Annotated in this window: 14 protein-coding genes, 1 tRNA gene and 3 pseudogenes; 12 read left to right on the top strand and 6 right to left on the bottom strand. The window is 51.5% G+C overall.

All coding sequences use genetic code 11. The features are described from left to right. The first annotated feature begins 27 nt into the window (after positions 1 to 27). The 3 genes from AACH44_RS17420 (at position 28) to AACH44_RS17410 (ending at position 3,624) form a co-directional block, all read left to right on the top strand. Positions 28 to 1,494, top strand: coding sequence for a tagaturonate reductase (locus AACH44_RS17420; protein ID WP_261849465.1), 1,467 nt, complete (start codon positions 28 to 30; stop codon positions 1,492 to 1,494). A 19-nt stretch (positions 1,495 to 1,513) separates the two neighbouring features. Beyond that, complete coding sequence (locus AACH44_RS17415; RefSeq protein ID WP_261849464.1) at positions 1,514 to 3,004, top strand: UxaA family hydrolase; 1,491 nt, start codon at positions 1,514 to 1,516, stop codon at positions 3,002 to 3,004. Positions 3,005 to 3,093: 89 nt separating this feature from the next. Continuing rightward, positions 3,094 to 3,624 carry a YgjV family protein gene (locus AACH44_RS17410; protein WP_261849463.1) on the top strand — a complete coding sequence of 177 codons (531 nt, stop codon included), beginning with the start codon at positions 3,094 to 3,096 and terminating at the stop codon, positions 3,622 to 3,624. Positions 3,625 to 3,696: 72 nt separating this feature from the next. Here AACH44_RS17410 and sstT read toward each other — a convergent pair whose 3' ends face one another. The 3 genes from sstT to AACH44_RS17395 all read right to left on the bottom strand — a co-directional run bounded on the left by sstT (position 3,697) and on the right by AACH44_RS17395 (position 7,404). Continuing rightward, positions 3,697 to 4,944, bottom strand: coding sequence for a serine/threonine transporter SstT (gene sstT / locus AACH44_RS17405; protein WP_261849462.1), 1,248 nt, complete (start codon positions 4,942 to 4,944; stop codon positions 3,697 to 3,699). 235 nt (positions 4,945 to 5,179) lie between these two features. Next, complete coding sequence (locus AACH44_RS17400; protein WP_261849461.1) at positions 5,180 to 6,133, bottom strand: TerC family protein; 954 nt, start codon at positions 6,131 to 6,133, stop codon at positions 5,180 to 5,182. A 272-nt stretch (positions 6,134 to 6,405) separates the two neighbouring features. Continuing rightward, positions 6,406 to 7,404 (bottom strand): Gfo/Idh/MocA family protein, encoded by a 999-nt coding sequence (locus AACH44_RS17395; protein ID WP_261849460.1) that lies wholly within the window; start codon positions 7,402 to 7,404, stop codon positions 6,406 to 6,408. A gap of 162 nt (positions 7,405 to 7,566) precedes the next feature. Between AACH44_RS17395 and rlmG the strand changes: the two genes are divergently transcribed. After that, positions 7,567 to 8,706 (top strand): 23S rRNA (guanine(1835)-N(2))-methyltransferase RlmG, encoded by a 1,140-nt coding sequence (gene rlmG / locus AACH44_RS17390; RefSeq protein ID WP_261849459.1) that lies wholly within the window; start codon positions 7,567 to 7,569, stop codon positions 8,704 to 8,706. A 16-nt stretch (positions 8,707 to 8,722) separates the two neighbouring features. Here the strand turns inward: rlmG and AACH44_RS17385 are convergent, their stop codons facing one another. Then, the gene (locus tag AACH44_RS17385) at positions 8,723 to 10,777 is read right to left on the bottom strand and encodes an NADPH-dependent 2,4-dienoyl-CoA reductase (protein WP_338659355.1); all 2,055 of its coding nucleotides are present in this window, start codon (positions 10,775 to 10,777) and stop codon (positions 8,723 to 8,725) included. 215 nt (positions 10,778 to 10,992) lie between these two features. Between AACH44_RS17385 and AACH44_RS17380 the strand changes: the two genes are divergently transcribed. From AACH44_RS17380 to AACH44_RS17345, 7 genes and pseudogenes are all read left to right on the top strand, one after another. Beyond that, positions 10,993 to 11,289: a hypothetical protein gene (locus tag AACH44_RS17380; protein ID WP_261849457.1), complete on the top strand. Its 297-nt coding sequence runs from the start codon at positions 10,993 to 10,995 to the stop codon at positions 11,287 to 11,289. Between the two features lie 270 nt (positions 11,290 to 11,559). Further along, complete coding sequence (spy, locus tag AACH44_RS17375; protein ID WP_261849456.1) at positions 11,560 to 12,048, top strand: ATP-independent periplasmic protein-refolding chaperone Spy; 489 nt, start codon at positions 11,560 to 11,562, stop codon at positions 12,046 to 12,048. A gap of 200 nt (positions 12,049 to 12,248) precedes the next feature. Then, positions 12,249 to 13,718 (top strand): GGDEF domain-containing protein, encoded by a 1,470-nt coding sequence (locus AACH44_RS17370; protein WP_261849455.1) that lies wholly within the window; start codon positions 12,249 to 12,251, stop codon positions 13,716 to 13,718. A gap of 71 nt (positions 13,719 to 13,789) precedes the next feature. Then, positions 13,790 to 14,152, top strand: coding sequence for a CopM family metallochaperone (gene copM / locus AACH44_RS17365; protein ID WP_261849454.1), 363 nt, complete (start codon positions 13,790 to 13,792; stop codon positions 14,150 to 14,152). A gap of 315 nt (positions 14,153 to 14,467) precedes the next feature. Beyond that, positions 14,468 to 15,373, top strand: a pseudogene (locus tag AACH44_RS17360) (PTS transporter subunit EIIB). Between the two features lie 24 nt (positions 15,374 to 15,397). Then, a complete protein-coding gene (locus AACH44_RS17350) occupies positions 15,398 to 16,621 on the top strand; it encodes an anaerobic sulfatase maturase (RefSeq protein WP_261849451.1) in 1,224 nt (407 codons plus the stop codon). A 147-nt stretch (positions 16,622 to 16,768) separates the two neighbouring features. Continuing rightward, positions 16,769 to 17,371, top strand: a pseudogene (locus AACH44_RS17345) (sulfatase/phosphatase domain-containing protein); the annotation flags it as partial. A gap of 97 nt (positions 17,372 to 17,468) precedes the next feature. On the opposite strand, the pseudogene AACH44_RS17340 reads toward AACH44_RS17345, so the two are convergent. Beyond that, positions 17,469 to 18,674, bottom strand: a pseudogene (locus tag AACH44_RS17340) (glycoside hydrolase family 1 protein). Between the two features lie 372 nt (positions 18,675 to 19,046). Here AACH44_RS17340 and AACH44_RS17335 point away from each other — a divergent pair. Further along, complete coding sequence (locus AACH44_RS17335) at positions 19,047 to 19,361, top strand: molybdopterin-dependent oxidoreductase (protein WP_425606602.1); 315 nt, start codon at positions 19,047 to 19,049, stop codon at positions 19,359 to 19,361. Between the two features lie 131 nt (positions 19,362 to 19,492). Here AACH44_RS17335 and AACH44_RS17330 read toward each other — a convergent pair. Further along, positions 19,493 to 19,562: transfer RNA gene (locus AACH44_RS17330), tRNA-OTHER, on the bottom strand. Between the last annotated feature and the right edge of the window lie 65 nt (positions 19,563 to 19,627).

Raw genomic sequence — 19,627 nt, 5'->3', positions numbered from 1 at the left:
GGTCTTTTGTCTTAAGGTAGCCTGTTAATGCAAACGTTAAATCGTCGTAATTTCCCTGGTCGTCAACACCCGGATCGTGTTATCCAGTTTGGTGAAGGTAACTTCCTGCGTGCCTTTGTTGACTGGCAGTTGGATCTGCTGAATGAGCACACCGATTTGGATGCGGGTATTGTCATTGTGCGCCCGATCGATTCCGATTTCCCGCCCGCGCTGGACACTCAGGATGGGCTGTACACCACCATTATCCGTGGCCTGAATGAGCAAGGTGAAGCCGTTCGCGAATCACGTCTGATCCGTTCGGTAAACCGTGAAATCAACGTATACCGTCAGTTCGATGACTATCTGGCGTTAGCGCACGATCCGAACATCCGCTTCGTCTTCTCCAATACCACCGAAGCGGGTATCAGCTACCACGCGGAAGACCGCCTGAGCGATGCGCCGCCAGTCAGTTTCCCTGCGAAATTAACGCGTCTGCTGTATGAGCGCTTCTGTCATTTTGACGGTGCGGCAGACAAAGGCTGGGTACTGCTGCCGTGCGAACTGATTGATTACAACGGTGTGGCGCTGAAAGAGCTGGTGCTGCGTTATGCCGCACAGTGGGAACTGACGCCAACGTTTACCGCCTGGCTGAACGATCACAACACCTTCTGCTCGACGCTGGTCGACCGTATTGTGACGGGTTACCCGCGTGCTGAAGTTGAGGCGTTAGAACAGGAGATGGGTTACAAGGATACGTTCTGGGACACAGCGGAACACTTCTACCTGTTCGTGATTCAGGGGCCACAGTGGCTGGCGGAAGAATTGCGTCTGAACAAGCTGGATTTGAACGTTCGTATCGTTGATGACATCAAGCCGTACAAAGAACGTAAAGTGGCAATTCTCAACGGTGCTCACACCGCGTTGGTGCCGGTCGCGTTCCTGGCGGGTCTGGATACTGTTGGCGAATCGATGAATGATGCGCTGATTGGCAAATTCGTGGAAAAGACCATTGCCGAAGAGATTGTGCCGGTACTGGATTTACCGCATGACGAACTGACCTCATTTGCTCAGGCCGTGCTAAGCCGCTTCCGTAACCCGTTTATTCAGCATCAACTGTTATCTATCTCGCTGAATAGTATGACTAAATTCCGCACCCGTATTCTGCCGCAACTGCTGACCTACCGTGAGCGTCACGGTGAGCTACCTGCGCGTTTGACGTTTGCGCTGGCTGCCCTGATTGCCTTCTATCGCGGTGAGCGTAGCGGTGAAGGCAATGCGTTGCAAACCTATCCGTTGCAGGACGACGCACATTGGTTGGAACGTTATTCCTCACTATGGGCGGGCGTAAAAGAGAACACCGTCAGTCTGGCTGAGTTGGTGAATGTTGTGCTGCGCGATGCGGACCATTGGGAACAGGATTTAACGCAGGTTCCTGGGCTTGCTGCACAGGTGACAGAACAGTTACAAACCATCGTTGAACGCGGTATGCGCGCAGCCGTGGAAGGTTATTGCTAATCAGCAAGAAGGGTTATCCATGCAAAGTATTATAAAAATTCATTCTCTGGACAATGTGGCTGTTGCCTTGCGTGATGTTGAGCAAGGTGAAACGGTGTCGGTGGATAGCCATACGGTGACACTTCAGCAACCTGTCGTGCGCGGACATAAGTTCGCGCTGGAAACCATCGCACCGGGAGAAATGATTACCAAGTATGGCCTGCCGATCGGCCATGCGCTGGAAACCATCGCTCCCGGAGAACATATTCACTCCCAGAATGCGAAGACTAATCTGAGCGATCTGGATGAATACCAGTACCAACCTGAATTTCTCGAACTGCCTGTACAGATGGGCGATCGTGAGGTACAACTCTACCGTCGCAAAAATGGCGATGTCGGTATCCGTAATGAGTTATGGATTCTGCCAACCGTCGGCTGTGTAAACGGGATTGCTCGCCAGATTCAGCAGCGTTTCCTGAAAGAAACCAACGATGCGGAAGGTATCGACGGCGTTTACCTGTTCAGCCATACTTTCGGCTGTTCACAGCTGGGTCAGGATCATGAGAACACCCGCACGATGCTGCAAAACATGGTGCGTCATCCGAATGCGGGGGCGGTGCTAGTGATCGGTCTGGGTTGTGAGAACAATCAGGTTGATGCGTTCCGCACTACGCTGGGTGATTTTGATTCCGATCGCGTGACGTTCATGGTGTGCCAGCAGCAGGACGATGAAGTTGAAGCCGGTTTGGAGCGTCTGCATACGCTGTATGAGGCGATGCGTCATGACAAACGCGAGCCGGGTAAGCTGAGCGAACTGAAGTTTGGTCTGGAATGTGGCGGCTCCGATGGATTGTCTGGTATTACGGCCAACCCGCTGCTAGGCCGTTTCTCCGACTATCTGATTGCTAATGGCGGCACGACGGTGCTGACTGAAGTGCCGGAAATGTTCGGTGCGGAACGTATTCTGATGAGCCGTTGCCGTGATGAAGCGACGTTTGAGAAAACGGTGCACATGGTGAATGACTTCAAACAGTACTTTATTGCGCACAACCAGCCGATTTACGAGAACCCATCGCCGGGTAACAAAGCGGGCGGGATCACCACACTGGAAGAGAAATCACTGGGTTGTACGCAAAAAGCCGGACAGAGCAAAGTGGTCGACGTGCTGAAATATGGCGAGCGCTTACATACACCGGGGCTCAATCTGCTCAGTGCACCGGGGAATGATGCCGTCGCAACCAGCGCGCTGGCGGGAGCGGGTTGTCATATGGTGCTGTTCAGTACCGGACGTGGTACGCCTTACGGTGGATTTGTTCCTACCGTAAAACTAGCGACCAATAGTGAGCTGGCGAAGAAGAAACCACATTGGATTGATTTCGATGCGGGGCGTCTGATCCACGACATGCCGATGGATGAACTGCTGAGCCAGTTCGTAGCGCTGATTGTCGAGATTGCTGACGGTAAGCGCACGAGGAATGAAGTGAACGATTTCCGTGAATTGGCCATATTTAAGAGCGGCGTGACGTTGTAAATCTTATCCACTCCAATTAAAATAAAACGGCGTTTCATTTTCATAATGGTGCCGTTTTTTTTCGCCACAACTTTTTAGAGGCAGGGATCATGACACAGTATTGGATTGCCCAGTCTGTCGGTGTACTGGCGTTTGTCGTCGGCATTACCATGTTTTTCAACCGTAACGATCAAAAATTCAAAATACAGCTCTCGGCATACAGCGCCGTCATTGGTTTGCATTTCTTCCTGATGGGGGCAAATGCGGCGGGTGCCAGCGCCTTGTTGAACTCGGCACGTACGCTCATTTCACTCAAAACACACAACATCATCGTGATGTTTGTCTTTATTGCATTAACGCTCGTATTTGGTTTATCAGGCATGAAACATGCAATGGAACTGCTGCCGATAGTAGGCACGGTCGCCAGTACCTGGGCGCTGTTCCGTACTTCTGGGCTGACGACGCGCTGCGTGATGTGGTGCTCAACCGCTTGCTGGGTTGCACATAATATCTGGTTGGGTTCGATTGGCGGATCGCTAATAGAAGGCAGTTTTTTGCTGATGAATGGCTTTAACATCATCCGCTTCTGGCGTATGCAGCAGCGCGGCATCGATCCTTTTAGCGCGGAGAAGAAAGCGTAATTTCAGGTGTTTCTCATCACGTTAACGCCGCTCGTTTTTAAGCGAACGGCGTATAATCAAGCCCTGAATAGATTACAGCGAATTCAGACGCTCTTTTTCCGCCAGCTTGGCATCTTCCGCGTGACACACGGCGGCGATAAACATCACATCCGTTGAAGAATTGACGGCGGTTTCTGCCGAGTCCTGCAAGACGCCGATGATGAAGCCCACCGCGACCACCTGCATGGCGATATCGTTGGAAATTCCAAACATGCTACATGCCAGCGGAATCAGCAGCAGCGAACCACCCGCGACGCCCGATGCGCCACAGGCACACAGTGAGGCCACGACGCTAAGCAGCAGTGCTGTCGGTACGTCGATCTGAATGCCCAACGTATGTGCGGCGGCCAGCGTCAGCACGGTGATGGTAATCGCCGCGCCTGCCATATTGATGGTGGCACCCAGTGGAATAGCGACAGAGTAAGTGTCTTCATCTAGATTCAGCTTGCGGCACAGCTCCATATTCACCGGAATGTTGGCGGCGGAGCTGCGAGTAAAGAAGGCGGTCACGCCGCTCTCACGCAGGCAGCGCAGCACCAGCGGGTAAGGGTTACTGCGAATCTTCCAGTAAACGATCAATGGGTTGACCACCAGCGCGACCAGCAACATGCCACCGATCAGCACCATCAACAGATGGGCATAACCCCACAGTGCACCGAAGCCGGTTTCCGCCAGCGTTGAGGCGACCAGACCGAAAATCCCCAGCGGTGCGAAACGAATCACCACGCGTACAATCATGGTAACCGCATTGGAGGCATCATTAATCATGCTCTTGGTGCTGTCCGAACCGTGACGGAACGCAATGCCCAGTCCCACGGCCCAGACCAGAATACCGATATAGTTCGCATTCAGCAGTGCGTGAATCGGGTTAGCGATGATGCTCATCAACAGCCCTTCCAGCACTTCGACAATGCCTGAAGGCGGTGTGATGTCAGTTGCCTGCGCGTTGAGTGCCAGCGTAGAAGGGAAAATGACGCTTAGCACCACGGCAATCAGCGCGGCGGAGAAAGTACCGATGAGATAAAGAAACAAGATCGGGCGAATATTGGTTTTCTGCCCCTGCTGGTGGTTGGCGATAGAAGCCATGACCAGCACTAATACCAGAATGGGCGCGACGGCTTTTAAGGCACCGACGAACAGCGTACCCAATAAACCGGCAGCCAATGCGGCTTGTGTGGACAACGAAGCCAGAATGATACCGGCTACAAGTCCCAGAAGAATCTGTTGGACCAGACTGCCGCGGGTAATGTACTGCAAAAAACGAGACTGTTGAGTTTCCATATTTTTGACGGTGTAACCGTTCCGCTAAGTGGTTGTGTGCACGGACTGACACCTCTGGCGTGCGCCGGGTGGTTTTTTCTTTCCGTAACTAAATGTGTTTGTGTGTATCAGTATATGAAAATTTGCTGTTGAGAAAAGCGCTGATGTGGTTTTTTATGACGGACATCCTTGTCCGTCACCCCGTCACCCCGTCACCCCGTCACCCCGTATAACTCTACGGAGAGGGAGAACAGGATTAACGCTCGGCGCGTTTGTTCACCCAGACGTTGATCAGCATGGTGATGACCAGAATACTGGCGACGACGCCCAGAGAAATCGCCACCGGAATATGAAAAATGTCGATGAGCAACATCTTGATACCGATGAAAATCAGGATGACGGCCAGGCCATATTTCAACAGCGAGAAGCGTTCAGCCACGCCAGCCAGCAGGAAGTACATGGCACGTAGACCCAAAATGGCAAACAGGTTTGATGTCAGCACGATAAAGGGATCGGTCGTGACGGCGAAAATCGCCGGGATACTGTCGACAGCGAAAATCACGTCACTGATTTCAACCATAATCAGCACCAGAAACAGCGGCGTGGCATACAGCAGGCCGTTACGGCGCACGAAGAATCGTTCATTCTCGATGCTGTCCGTCATGCGCAGATGACTACGCAGCCAGCGCACCAGCGGTTTGTCACCGATTGCTCCGTCCCCCTCTTTAGCCAGCGCCATTTTAATACCGGTGAACAGCAGAAACGCGCCAAATACATAGAGCAGCCATTGGAACTGTGTGACCAGCCAACTGCCGCCAAACACCATCAGCGTTCGGAGAACGATGGCACCCAGCACGCCGTAAATCAGTACGCGACGTTGGTATTGTGGGGGAACAGCGAAGTAGCCGAAGAGCATCAACCAGACGAAGACGTTATCGACGGCGAGGGCTTTCTCGATCAAATAACCGGTCAGGAACGCCAGCGACTGGGCGTTGGCGACCTCGCGACCCATCATGCCATCCAGATACCACCAGAAACCGGCGTTGAACAGCAGAGAGAGTGTGACCCAGATGATAGACCAGACGGCAGCCTGTTTGAACGTCATTACCGTCGACCCTTTGCGCCCTTGGTAGAGCAGGTCAATGACCAGCATCACAATAACAATGGCAGCGAAGCTGCCCCATAACCAGGGGGTGCCAATGGTGTGCATAGCAAGCTCCTTAAATAGAAACAAAAACGGCCAACATCGGAAGGACGCTGGCCGCTCATGATTAAAGCTGCAAATGCACCTCGCCTTCCGGCAAGGTCTCACTTACAACGTTAATGAAGCTGTTTCATTAAGAATGACGCTTTTCATCAACGTTGCCCAGTAACCGGATGCGGAACGCACCGTAATGACGATTAGCTGGCGGAAAAGTTACTCCCCTTTGCCTGACTGAAGATAGGTGAAAAGATGATCTTGGTCAAATCGTCATCACCGTCTTATTCTGCATTTCCCGGCGCTGCGGCATCGGCTGGAAATACGACACCGGTTTGGCGGCGTATTTCTGTCAGCATCCCAGCGACGGTGCGTGAGCGCGCCAGTTCAGCATGGTTAATATCGTTGTCGTTCACCAATGCGGCAAAAACTTCGGCTTCGTACAACATGCTGTTGATATGCTGCGGCTGGCTGAGATCCAACTGTTTGCCTTCACGCGGGATGAATTTCACGTTATGACATTCGGAGACTTTTTCAATCACCAGCGAGCCGTCTTCCCCCTGAATCTCACTGGGGATGGCAGAGTGGCTGACTTTGGAATGAATGATGGTCACATCGAAGTCGCCGTAATTCAGGATGATGCTGCCATGCGCATCCACGCCGCTTTCCAACAACGTCGCGCTAGCCTGCGTGGTGCAAGGTTCTCCCCACAGTGCCACGGCGAAGGCCAGACAGTAGTAGCCGATATCCATAATGGAACCGTTGGAGAACGCTGGATTGAACGTGTTCGGGTTCTCGCCTGCCAAATAGCGCGGGTAGCGTGAAGAATACTGGCAGTAATTCAGCACCACTTTACGCAATCTGCCGACTTTCGGCAGTGCCTGCTGTATCACGCCGAAATTAGGCAGGCTGGCGGTTTTGAACGCTTCAAACAGCACGACCTGGTTTTCTCTGGCGCAGGCGATCATTTGTTCGACTTCATAGCGGTTGGAAGCCAGTGGTTTTTCGCAGATGACGTGCTTGCCGTGGCTCAGGAAAAGCAGGGTTTGTTCGCAGTGCAGTGAGTTAGGGCTGGCCAAATATACGGCGTCGATAAGGTTGGATTTCGCCATGGCGTCCAGTGAATCAAATAGCGTATCCACCATGTAATCGGCTTGAAACGGCTGCGCTTTTTCTGCCGTTCGGGAATAGATGGCGGTGAGCTTCAGCTTGCCAGTTTCATGGGCGGCATCCACAAACTGACGGGTGATCCAACTGGTTCCTACAATAGCGAAGCGAATCATAAGCGTTTGGTATCCTGAAGGCATTCATGCATGACTACGCAGATTATCACGGTGAAATGACAAGGTAACGTCGATCATTTCCCGTTCTGGCAGAGAAAAGCATTTACTGATGGGCTATTTTAAGGGATAAACAGCGCAAATTTTATGATGCAGGAGAGGCTAATGAGCCAACTCGAATTGGAAACGTGCAACCTGACGTTGGTGCGTTACCCTCAGGTCGCTGAAAACTCGGCGCTACAGGCGTGGGATGCCGCAGATGAATATCTGCTGCGTGAACTGGCCAACATGGAAATCGCGCCGGGCCCGCGCCTGATTTTCAATGATACATTTGGTGCGCTGGCCTGCGGTTTACAGGCACAATCGCCCGTTAGTATCAGTGACTCTTATCTTAGCCAACTGGCGACGCGACATAACCTGGAACTGAACGGTTATGATGCCGATGTGGTAACGCTGTTGGATAGTATGGCGGATCTACCCGCTGCGCCTGCGCTGGTGGTGATTAAAATACCTAAAACGATCGCGCTGCTGGAACACCAACTGAGAATGTTGCGCAAGGTCGTCACGCCGCAAACGCGCATCATTGCCGGAGCAAAGGCGAAGGATATTCATACCTCGACGCTGCAACTGTTTGAGCGCGTAATGGGGCCGACGAAAACCTCATTAGCCTGGAAAAAGGCGCGTTTGGTTCACTGTGAGTGGGCGGATCTGAAAGTTAGTGAGCAGCCACTTATTACCGAGTGGGAGCTGGACGGCTACGGTTATCGCATCCAAAACCATGCGAACGTGTATTCGCGTAATGGGTTAGATATCGGCGCACGTTTCTTTATGCAGCATTTGCCGGAACAACTAGACGGTAAGATTATCGATCTCGGCTGCGGCAATGGTGTCATTGGGCTGGCCGCGTTGAAAGCTAACCCGGAAGCTACTGTCGGTTTCTTCGATGAATCCTATATGGCGGTGACATCGAGCCAGATGAACGTTGAGGCCAATTGCCCGCAGGATATTGAGCGCTGTAGCTTCGTGGTGAATAACGGATTGGTGCGCGTTAAGCGCGATACGTTGCAGGCGGTGCTGTGTAACCCGCCATTCCACCAGCAGCAGGCGGTGACGGACGAAATCGCCTGGCAGATGTTTATGGATGCCAGACGCTGCCTTCAGGTTGGCGGAGAACTGCGTATTGTGGGTAATCGTCATCTGGATTACTTCCACAAGCTGAAGCGTCTATTCGGTAACTGTGAAACCCTTGCCAGCAACACGAAGTTCGCTGTACTGCGTGCGGTTAAAACGGGATCGTCTCGCTAACCTGAATGTGTCTACGCTATAACGTTAACGCCAGCCGGGTAGCCTGATCGATCGCCCGGCGAGCGTCCAACTCTTGTGCCACATCGGCGCCGCCAATTAAGTGAACATGACATCCAGCAGCCAGTAAAGGGTCATACAGCTTACGGTTGGGTTCCTGACCTGCACAGATAATGATGTTATCCACGGGCAAACAGCGTCGTTGCTGGTCGTGGATAATATGCAGCCCTTCATCATCAATATGGCGATATTCCACACCGCCCAGCATTGCCACCCCGTGGCGTAGCAGCGTAGTGCGATGTATCCAGCCTGTCGTTTTCCCCAGATTTTCACCGGGCTTGCCGGATTTTCGCTGTAATAAGGTAATGTCCCGTTGATGGGGAAGTTCGCCAGAGTGATGGGGCAGCAGGCCACCCCGGTGTTGCAACTGTGTATCGATACCCCATTGCGTATAGAAATCAACTTGTTCCGCCGGAGAGGCATGCGTATTAAGACGATGATGCTCGTTAAGAAAGCGGCTATCGCTAAGCAGATAGTGCGCGGTATCAAATCCGATGCCGCCTGCGCCGATAATAGCCACTCGCTTGCCGACGGGCTTTTTGTCGCGCAGTACGTCCAGATAGCTCAGTACGCTTGGGTGATCGATACCTGCAATCGCAGGGGTTCGCGGCATGATGCCACAGGCCAGAATCACGTCATCAAAACCGAGTAAATCGGCGGCGGCTGCCTGCGTACTTAGACGCAGCGTGACGCCAAGCAATTCGAGCTGCCGACGGTAGTAGCGCAGCGTTTCATAAAATTCCGCTTTGCCCGGTATCTGTTTGGCAATATTGAACTGTCCACCGATATAGGAAGATGATTCAAACAGCGTGACTTGATGGCCGCGTGTGGCGGCGTTGACGGCAAAGGCCATGCCAGCAGGCCCTGCGCCGACCACCGCAAAGCGTTTACTGACTCGCGCAAGCTTGATAGGGAGTTCAGTTTCGTGGCAGGCGCGTGGGTTAACCAGACAAGAAGTGACCTTACCAGCGAAAATCTGATCGAGGCAGGCCTGATTGCAGCCGATGCAGGTATTGATTTCATCGGCGCGTCCCGACTGCGCTTTTGCCACCAGTTCCGCATCGGCGAGAAAAGGGCGCGCCATCGATACCATGTCGGCACAGCCCTCGGCCAGCAACTGTTCCGCCACGCCGGGATCGTTGATGCGATTGGTGGTAATTAGCGGGATACGGACTTTCCCCATCAGCTTCTGCGTCACCCAGCCGAAGGCACCCCGTGGCACCAGCGTCGCAATGGTTGGAATGCGTGCTTCATGCCAGCCGATACCCGTATTAATGAGCGTCGCCCCCGCTTGCTCAATGGCCTGCGCCAGTTGCACAATTTCCTGCCAGCTTGAACCTTCTTCTATCAGATCGAGCATGGATAAACGGTAAATCAGGATGAAGTCAGGCCCTGTTTGCTCCCGAATGGCACGGACAATCTCAAGTGCAAAGCGGCAGCGGCGTTGAAAATCACCGCCCCATTCATCGTCACGATGATTTGTGCGCGCCACCAGAAACTGATTAATCAGATAGCCTTCCGAGCCCATGATTTCCACGCCATCGTAACCTGCCTGCTGCGCCAGCAGGGCGCAACGAGCAAAGTCGTTGATGGTTTGCACAATATCCTGCGTACTCATTGCCCGTGGCGCAAAGCGGTTAATTGGTGCCTGAATGGCGGATGGCGCAACCGGATCGGGCTGATAGCTGTAGCGTCCGGCGTGGAGAATTTGCAGCGCGATTTTCCCGCCGGCCTCGTGTACCGCCTGCGTAAGTATCTGATGATGCGCAAGCTGTGCCTCGTCATGTAGGGTCGCGTCCCCCCTGGCGACGGCTCCCTTTGCGTTTGGCGCAATACCGCCTGTAACAATCAAACCTACGCCGCCCAGTGCCCGCTCGCGGTAAAATGCTGCCAGCCTTTCTGTGCCGTTTGGGTGTTCTTCCAGACCGGTATGCATGGATCCCATCACTACGCGGTTCTTTAACGTGGTGAAGCCAAGATCGAGTGGGGCAAGCAGCGTGGGGTAGGCAGTCATTGCACCCTCCGGTGACGTTAACTGGTCTGATGAGTCATGGTGTTCAATCTAGCGGTAATTGAGGGAGTTGTGAAATTTATGTTTGTTTATTGTGATTGATGTCATTGCTAACCATAGGGATAAGTGTGTGCAGACAAGGGATCGTGCGCTGGAGTGTTTGTTGTCGGGGGCGTGTGACATTATAATCCGCGAGTTTATTGGGCAAAGGTATCGTTATGCGGGTGGAAGAGTTGGAATATCGGCTGGATAGCGCGCTTCAGGCGTTAGAACAAAGCGTGCAGCGTCAGCAACAGACGTGGCGACAGGAACATCACTCCCTTCATCAGCAATTGCTTCAGGCGAAAGAGCGTGATGCCTACCTTTGTGCGCAGATTGAAAAACTCTCTGCGCAGTTGAGCACGATGGATAGCTCTCCAGAGCGAAATCCGTTGATTCAGAAAATGAAAGTTATTTATGCCCATCTTGATGTGTTGGCACAAGAGGCTACGGCCTTTAGGCGTTCACTGCGGTAATCGCACTGCTGGCACTTTTTAGCTAGTGGCCGCGGTGCTGTAAAAAAGCATCAGGGGTAAAGTCGCACGATTGCAGCGCGGCGCTTTATTAACGCAATACTTCCGCTTTCTTACACAATTCCTCCTTATTCTCCATAATTGCCGTAAATGTGGAGCTGATGCTTGCAGAGATTTACCCTTGCTCTAATTAACTGAAGGTGTCGAGCCTATACTTCCTCTCGTAGCACGGCACTCGCCGTCGACACGTTAATTCAAAGAGAGGAATAGAATATGCGTAAACTCACTGCAATGCTGGTTGCTTCTTCTTTGGCATTGGGCGCGGCAGGTCTCGCGCATGCTAATGACGCACCGAAAGGCCCGGCCTCAGAACACAAAATGATGATGAAAGAGGGTCGTGAGCACCGTGGCATGATGGGGCCGGATACGATGTTTAAAGAGCTGAATTTGACGGAAGCGCAGAAACAGCAAATTAAAGACATCATTAAGGATTCACGCGAGAAAATGCATAAAGCGATGCAGGACGATCGTCGTGACATGCATAGCCTGGTCGCCTCAGAGACGTTTGATGCCGCAAAAGCGCAGGCGCAGTTGGATAAAGCGGACGCGGCACACAAGGCCAGAATGCTTAATGGGCTGGAAACCCAAAACAAAATTTATAATGTTCTGACGTCAGAGCAGAAGAAACAGTACAACGACAGCTTTGAAAAGCGGCTGACTCAACCGCAAAAGCCTGATGGCAAGCGAACCTCTGCGGAATAACACATTATCCAGGAGTCCGCGAGAGATCTGAAATAAATGCGCCAAGACCATCGGACTGATGTGCTGCGAACAAGCAGTCCATCAGCCCGGTGGTTTTTTTATTTTTCCCTGAAGCATCGTGCTGAGTAGGGAAATGATTAATGCTATCCTCCCGTAGGTGAAGCGGGTGGATCTATCGGGTAGCGGGCGGCAAAGGGCTGATGAATAAAGATTTGATGTTGAAAACTAAAAAATTCATGCCGTTTTTATTTCTGATTACCCTCATCGTGAGTTGTATGGGATTTCGATTTCGCGTGCTGGATGAGCTATCGCTATTTTGGCCCGCTAATATTTTAGTTTTTTGTCTCATGGTTAGCTTCAGGGCCAGAAAAGGGACGATAAAAAGTAAGACACTCTCTATCTGTATGGGTTTTTTGGTGAGTTATGTCGCGATGCTGTTAGCGGCGTTACTGATGGACAATAGCTCACCGTTAAAAACCAAGGTGCTATTGTGCCTGTGTAATATGGTCTTTGTGGTAACCGCCTGGTGCGCCTTTTGCCTGATGTGTCGGTTTACCGGAAAGTGGTCCACCTTTGAAAAATTCAGCAAATATTACGTCTATATTATTTTTGCCTCGACGTTTTTAGGTGCCTTGTCATCCGGTGTGGCATATGGGTTTTATGCCTATATCTACGATACGGGTAACCGCTATGACGAGTTTATGGACTGGTTCAGTGAGCAACTGGGAACCGGCATTATCCTCGCGTTCTTTTTCTTGCGGGGTAAAGACATTCTGCGGGCGTTGCGGAATATTCCGCTATGTCCTAAGCATGTCAGAGATAATGTTTTTCCTTTTCTCGTTTTTATTATTTTCCTCTTGGTGAGCCTATTTTTTCTGGATGCCAGCCTGATTACGCTATCTGTTATTCCGCTCACGCTGTGTGCATTCAACTACTCTTTCCCAGTAATGTCGTTGCTCTGTGCAATCACCGGAGTAATACTGAATTATCTCTATATTAATCAGGTCGGTATACTCATTAATTCAAATTCTGAAGCGTACATTAATTCGTTTCTCACCACGGCGCGGCTGAATATTGCGATGTTAATTATGGCGATGTTAAGCGTCTCTCATTTTGTCTCGATGAACCGGAGGCTGATTAAAATTATTGAAAGCAACAGCCTGAAGGATGCACTTACCAATACCTTCAATCGCCGTGCTTTCCTCAGCATGCTGAACGGAAAGCAGGGCATGCTGATGAATAAGAAAAAGCGCCAATTAACGCTGCTATTTCTGGATATCGATTATTTTAAGCAGGTTAATGATACCTATGGGCATGCCTGCGGTGATGAACTGATCGCCAGCTTTGCCCGTATGCTGAGTGCTACTATTCGTCCGAACGATGTTCTTTGCCGCTGGGGTGGAGAAGAGTTCGTGATTGCAGCTTATGACCTAACGGTTGAGCAGTCTGAAGCTATGGCTGAAGCGTTACGGCGTCTGACGGAATTAACCCCACTTACGCAGCCCGATGGGCGGGAAATCCATTTTACGACCAGTATTGGTGTTGCCGTGTTTGCCCAGTATGAGGGCGGTAATATTTATGATCTGATCGGGCTGGCGGACGAGCAACTGTATAAAGCGAAGGCGCAGGGGCGTAATCGTGTCTGCATGCGTCTGGTCGAGGAGGTTTGAATCTTCCCTTGACCTTCCCCTTACTGGAACGTCTACCCTCAAAACGTACTGTGACTGATTGAGGGGTTGTGATGAAGAAAGTCCATTTGTTATTAACGGCAGCGTTGCTGGTTCCGTTTCTCTCGTTTGCGGCCGACAGTGCGCATAGCGGCCATGGTTCTGCAAACGACGCGTCGTCGTCCCAACAGGTGTATAGGAAAGGGATGGATGCGATGCATAGTGAGATGATGGAAGGGCTGAAGTCTAGCGATCCTGATATTGCCTTCGCCAAAGGGATGATTGCGCATCACCGCGGCGCGATTGATATGGCGAAAACGGAATTGCAGTACGGTAAAGATCCTGAGTTGCGCAAGCTGGCGGAAGAGATTATCAAAGCCCAGCAGCCGGAGATCGACCAAATGGAAGCTTGGCTGAAGAAGCAGGGAAAACCGTAAATTTGCCGATGGCGCATCTTCCAAGATGCGCCATTGTGCTCTTATCACGTCGTGGATCAGGCGGCTTCGCCTGATTAGCAAAAGTTTAGTGGCTGTTTTCACAGAATAAAACGTAGAGATAGCTTTCTTCACGTTAACTTATTAGAAAACAGGAAAGGACGTCACCAGAATTTTCTGGGCGAGACCTGGATAAAGCAGCGTATAGCACGCCGCTTTATCCAGGTTTTTTTTGCTTATTTTCCAGTTGGACTGCGTACAACAAGCGGGATGACGTGTATTGGGCAGTTGCCTCCATTGAGGAAACGGGAAGTTATTATGAATAGCAAAGCTCGCTGAAAATATTCTGGAGTTAGTCGGAGGGGAAACCAACGTTTCTACTCTGGTGCATTGTGCAACACGCTTGCGCTTTAAGATTGTTGACCATGGCAACGTCGATATGACTGCACTGGAAGCACTGGAAGGTGTCATTACGGTCATCAATGCTTCAGGGCAGTTGCAGGTGGTTATCGGGAATCGAGTGCCGAAGGTGTACCGCGCTTTTGGTTCAATCTCCACACTGCTGGGCGTCATGGTGCGTACCAAAGATAAAAAACTCAAAGCGTTGGCAGGTAGTACCTTTATCGCGTCGCTGTTTGGTATCACAGAGCCCGGTGTGTACGGTGTGACGCTGAAGCTGAAAAAACCGTTTATCTGCGCGGTAATCGCTGCGGCTATTGGGGGCGCTATCGTTGGCTATGCGAAAAGTTCGGCGGTTTCCATGGGGATGCCCGGTTTACTGACGTTGCCGATTTTCTACGGAGAAGGGGTTGTCGGGTTCCTCATCGGCTGTGCCATCGCTTTCGCGGTGAGTTTTGTGCTGACGGTCATTGTTGGGTTCGACGATCCCGTAGCCCCTGCTGAGAAAACGCCAGCGCCAACACGTTCGCCAGTATCACACCAAAACACAAATGCTCAGCCACTGAAAGAAGCTCCGGCGACAGCGGAGCAACTGGGATCGCCAGCACTATCAGATGCACGTTGCGGAAGCAGATGCACGTTGCGGAAGGCGACAAGGTGAAAAAAGGCCAACTGCTGCTGGAGTTTGATCTGGAGGCGAGCCAGAAGGCGGGCTACGATACCGTGACGCCAATGGTTATTACGAATGCGGAAGAATATCGCGTATTCAGCCTTGGCGCTGCACGTCAGCAGCAGGCCGGAGAGACGGTCATCGCGCTGGCGTAACCGATAAGTTAAGTCGAGGTGCCAATGAGTCAATCTATTGCCAATTTTCAGTTGATGGCCAAGCCTTCAGGATCCGTGTGCAATATCGATTGCTCATACTGTTTTTATCTGGAGAAGGAACATCTGTACCCCGAACGCAAAAGTCGCTGGAAGATGGATGGTGACACGCTGGAAAACTATGTGCGAAAGAACATCAGTAGCCAGCAGGCACCCGTTGTTGATTTCCCGTGGCAAGGGGGTGAACCGACGCTGTTGGGCATCGATTTCTTCCGTGAAGCGGTGCGGCTGCAGAACCAATACCGTGGCACCAAGCAGATCAATAATTTCTTTCAGACCAATGGCACCAATATTGATGACGACTGGGCGCGCTTCCTGAAAGAAAACCAGTTCCTGGTGGGATTATCGATTGACGGTGACCGCATCAGCAATGATGCGCATCGCCTCACGCGGGCAGGGAAAAGCACCTTTGATGACGTGATGAAGGGGCTGGAGGCGCTGAAACGTCATCGGGTCGAGTTTAATACCCTGACGGTGGTGAATGCGGAAAACGTGAAACGCCCGCTGGATGTCTACCAGTTTCTTAAACGCATCGGCAGCCGCTACATGCAGTTCATTCCGCTGGTGGAGCGCCGCGCGGCTCAGCCGGATGACAACGGACTGGTGCTGATTCAACCGGATTTTTCAGGCCAGTGCAGTGTGACGGAGTGGTCAGTGCCCGCCAAAGCGTATGGCCGCTTCCTGAATACGATCTTTGACCATTGGGTTCAGCACGATTTGGGCAATGTGTTTGTCATGAACTTCGAACAAACGCTGACCAAAATGACCGGGCAGCTTAGCGCCTGCATCATCAATGAAACCTGCGGCGGCAACCTGATTGTTGAAGCGAATGGCGACGTGTATTCCTGCGACCATTTTGTTTATCCCGAAAATAAGCTCGGCAATATTAATCAGGACGATCTGGCGTCGCTGGTGAATTCGCCGCAAAACCTCGCCTTTGGCGAAAATAAGCGAAAAAACATCAGCAAAGATTGCCTGAACTGTGAAGTGAAAGCAGTTTGTCATGGCGGCTGCCCGAAGCATCGGTTTGAAATTTCCAGCGATGGGCGACCGAATAAAAACTATTTCTGTGATGGTTTTAAAACGTACCTATTTCATGTTTTACCACGTATGAATGCCTTGCTCTCTCAATTGAGACGCCAGGAATCGATGAAGAAAGTAAGAAGGAATATAAAAGCAGAATTTTATTAACCGATGCCGAATACTCTTCGAGTGCTCTGGGAAGGGATGGCATAAAAGGAAGAACGATGAAAAAAACAGACTTCTGGTCGCGATTACGCTGGCCTGTATGTAAGCAGCGGGTGTATAGGCCGCAGCGGCGGCTTCGCCGGCAAGCCGATGTGCGTGAAGAACCAGCGCAACAGCTGGCACGGCGTGGATTACCCCTATAACACGGATATGGCTCTTCAGCAGTACCAGCGTGACTACTATGAAACGCTGTGCTCGGTGGATGACAGCGTAGGACGCGGGCGCGACTGGCTGCAAAAACAGGGGCTGGATAAGAACACCATTATCATGGTGATGGGGGATAACGGTTTTATGTTCGGTGAACACGGGCTGATCGATAAGCGTAATGCCTATGAAGAGTCGATCCGCGTGCCGCTGATTGCCTCTGGGCCGGGTTTCGCCAAAGACAAAGTGGTAGAAGACATCGTCAGAAACATCGACGTAGCGCCAACCATTCTGGAAGCCGCAGGTATTGCCGCACCACAGCATTATGACGGGCAGAGCTTCTGGCGTCTGGGGTTGGATGGCTATACCGTGCCGAAGCGTAAACACTACTTCGTCTATGAATACTTCTGGCAATACAGCTTCCCGCAGACGCCAACCACGTTTGCGATCCGGACGCCGGAATACAAATACATCCAATATTACGGCGTATGGGATAAAGAAGAACTCTACGACATGCAGAACGATCGGGAAGAGAAGCACAACTTGGTCGATGCTACCGATGAGAAGATCGTGAATGTCAAAATCGCGCTGCGCAAAAAGCTGTATGAAGAGCTGAAGGATCGGCAGGGGAAAAACGTGCTCCCGTCTAACCAACGCCATCGTCAATGGCTTCACGCACCTGAATCAGATGGCGACGCAGGTAATCAATGCGATAGCTGTCGTGAGTGCTGCCGTCCTCTTCTACTACGTCGCGTGCACCCAGGCCATTCTCCACAATAAACAGTGGCTTCTGATAGCGGTCATACAGTTCGTTCAGCAGGAAGCGCAGGCCTTCGGGGTCGATCTGCCAGCCCCATTCGGAGGCTCCAAGGTGTGGGTTAGGAATCAGGCGGATGATATTGCCGCGTGAAGATTGATATTTTTCCGGTTCGAAGGTCGCACAGCCGCTCATGTAATAGCTGAACGAGACAAAGTCTACGGTGTGGCTCAGGTCGTCTTTGTCCTGTGTGGTAATGGTGAGCTCGACGCCATTTTCCCGGAAATAGCGCCGAATCTAGGCCGGATAGGTGCCGCGCACCTGGACATCACCGAAGAACAGCCATTCACGGTTCTTGCTCTGCGCTTCCAGCACATCTTTCGGGTGGCAGGTCATGGGGTAGCGCACCGCGCCCAGCAGCATATTGCCAATTTTGGCATCGGGGATGATGTCGTGGCAGGCTTTTACCGCACGTGCGCTGGCAACCAACTGGTGGTGGATAGCCTGATAAATCTCTTGCTTCGTAGGTTCGCCGCTCAGCCCGATGCCCGTAAAGGGTGAGTGCAGCGCCATGTTGATTTCATTGAAGGTCAGCCAGTGCTTCACTTTGTCTTTGTAGCGGCTGAAAACGGTACGTGCATACTTCTCAAAATGGTCGATGACGGCACGGTTGCCCCAGTCTCCTAGCTTTTTCACCAGGCCGTACGGCATTTCATAGTGCGACAGCGTAATCAGTGGCTGAATCTGATGCTTTGCCATTTCATCGAACAGGCGATCGTAGAAGGCCAAACCGGCTTCGCAAGGCTCTGCTTCGTCGCCTTCGGGATAAATGCGTGTCCAGGCGATGGAGGTGCGCAGCACCTTGAACCCCATTTCGGCAAACAGCTGAATATCCTGCGGGTATTGATGATAAAAATTGATTGCCCGATCTTTGATGCAGCTCGTGCTCTCATCGCGCTCCGTCACCGGACCATGCATGCCCTCTAGCTAAAGATCGGAGGTGGATACACCTTTACCGTCTTCATTCCATGCGCCTTCGACCTGGTTTGCTGCAACTGAACCGCCCCATAAAAATCCGCCGGGGAATGTTTTCATAGTATTTCTCCTTATCGTTTTCTACATCATTACGCTGCGCCGGACGCTGGTTCCGCACAGGGAACTACCGGATAACAGGCAAAAAAAACTTGGGCAGAAAAGAGTATCACTACTCACCTCTGCCCAAGTCTCGCCCGCCATTGGCGGTAACGTCTTGTTAGAACACTATACAATCCTGAATTCCTGCGGCAATGCTCCTGTCTGGTTATGTAACTCCGGTCTCTCAGTTTACGACATCTCTATTAAGCCGGTATCGCCGAGTTCGCTGAAGGGGGGAGGCGATACCTGAATTTCTTGAAGACTACCACCCAGAGAAAATGGCGGAGATCACGGGCTGGCAGAGGTGGATATCCGCAAAGCGGCACCGTCGCTATGTTTGAAGACATGATGGTGGGTAAGATCAAAGCGTGTTGGATCATCTGTACGAATCCGGTGGCTACGGTTTCCAACCGCAAGAATGTGATCGCGGAGCTGCGAGCGGCTGAGCTGGTTATCACACAAGATGCGTTTCTCGATACCGAGACTAACCGCTATGCCGATATCCTGCTGCCCGGTGCACTGTGGGCGGCGGCAAGCATCACCATGCTGCACAATAAGCAGGTTAAAGATTTACTTGTTTTGTTGGTTAATGAATGGGTATTTATGCAATATCATACTATTTATATAGAGTATTACTCTAAAAAATAAAGCATTAGCAGCGCATCAGAAAGAAGCCGATGTAACAAGTGTGGAACTTATCGGGTGGGGAAGGTCTAGTGCCAACAATGGGGTTGCACAAAAAATAAAGGAGCTGCGCTATTAACGCAGCTCCTTGAATTTGGTGGCCCCTGCTGGACTTGAACCAGCGACCAAGCGATTATGAGTGCTTCTAATAAAACCTACCTGTAAATACTTATTGTTATATTTCAACAAATTAATAAATCCATTGACACTGTATAAATACCCAGAAATAC

Origin of the sequence: Pectobacterium araliae, from assembly GCF_037076465.1 — a bacterium.
In the GTDB taxonomy this organism is placed as follows: domain Bacteria; phylum Pseudomonadota; class Gammaproteobacteria; order Enterobacterales; family Enterobacteriaceae; genus Pectobacterium; species Pectobacterium araliae.
The sequence above is the reverse complement of the archived record's forward strand: the minus strand, read 5'-3'. Positions and strand labels throughout refer to the sequence as shown.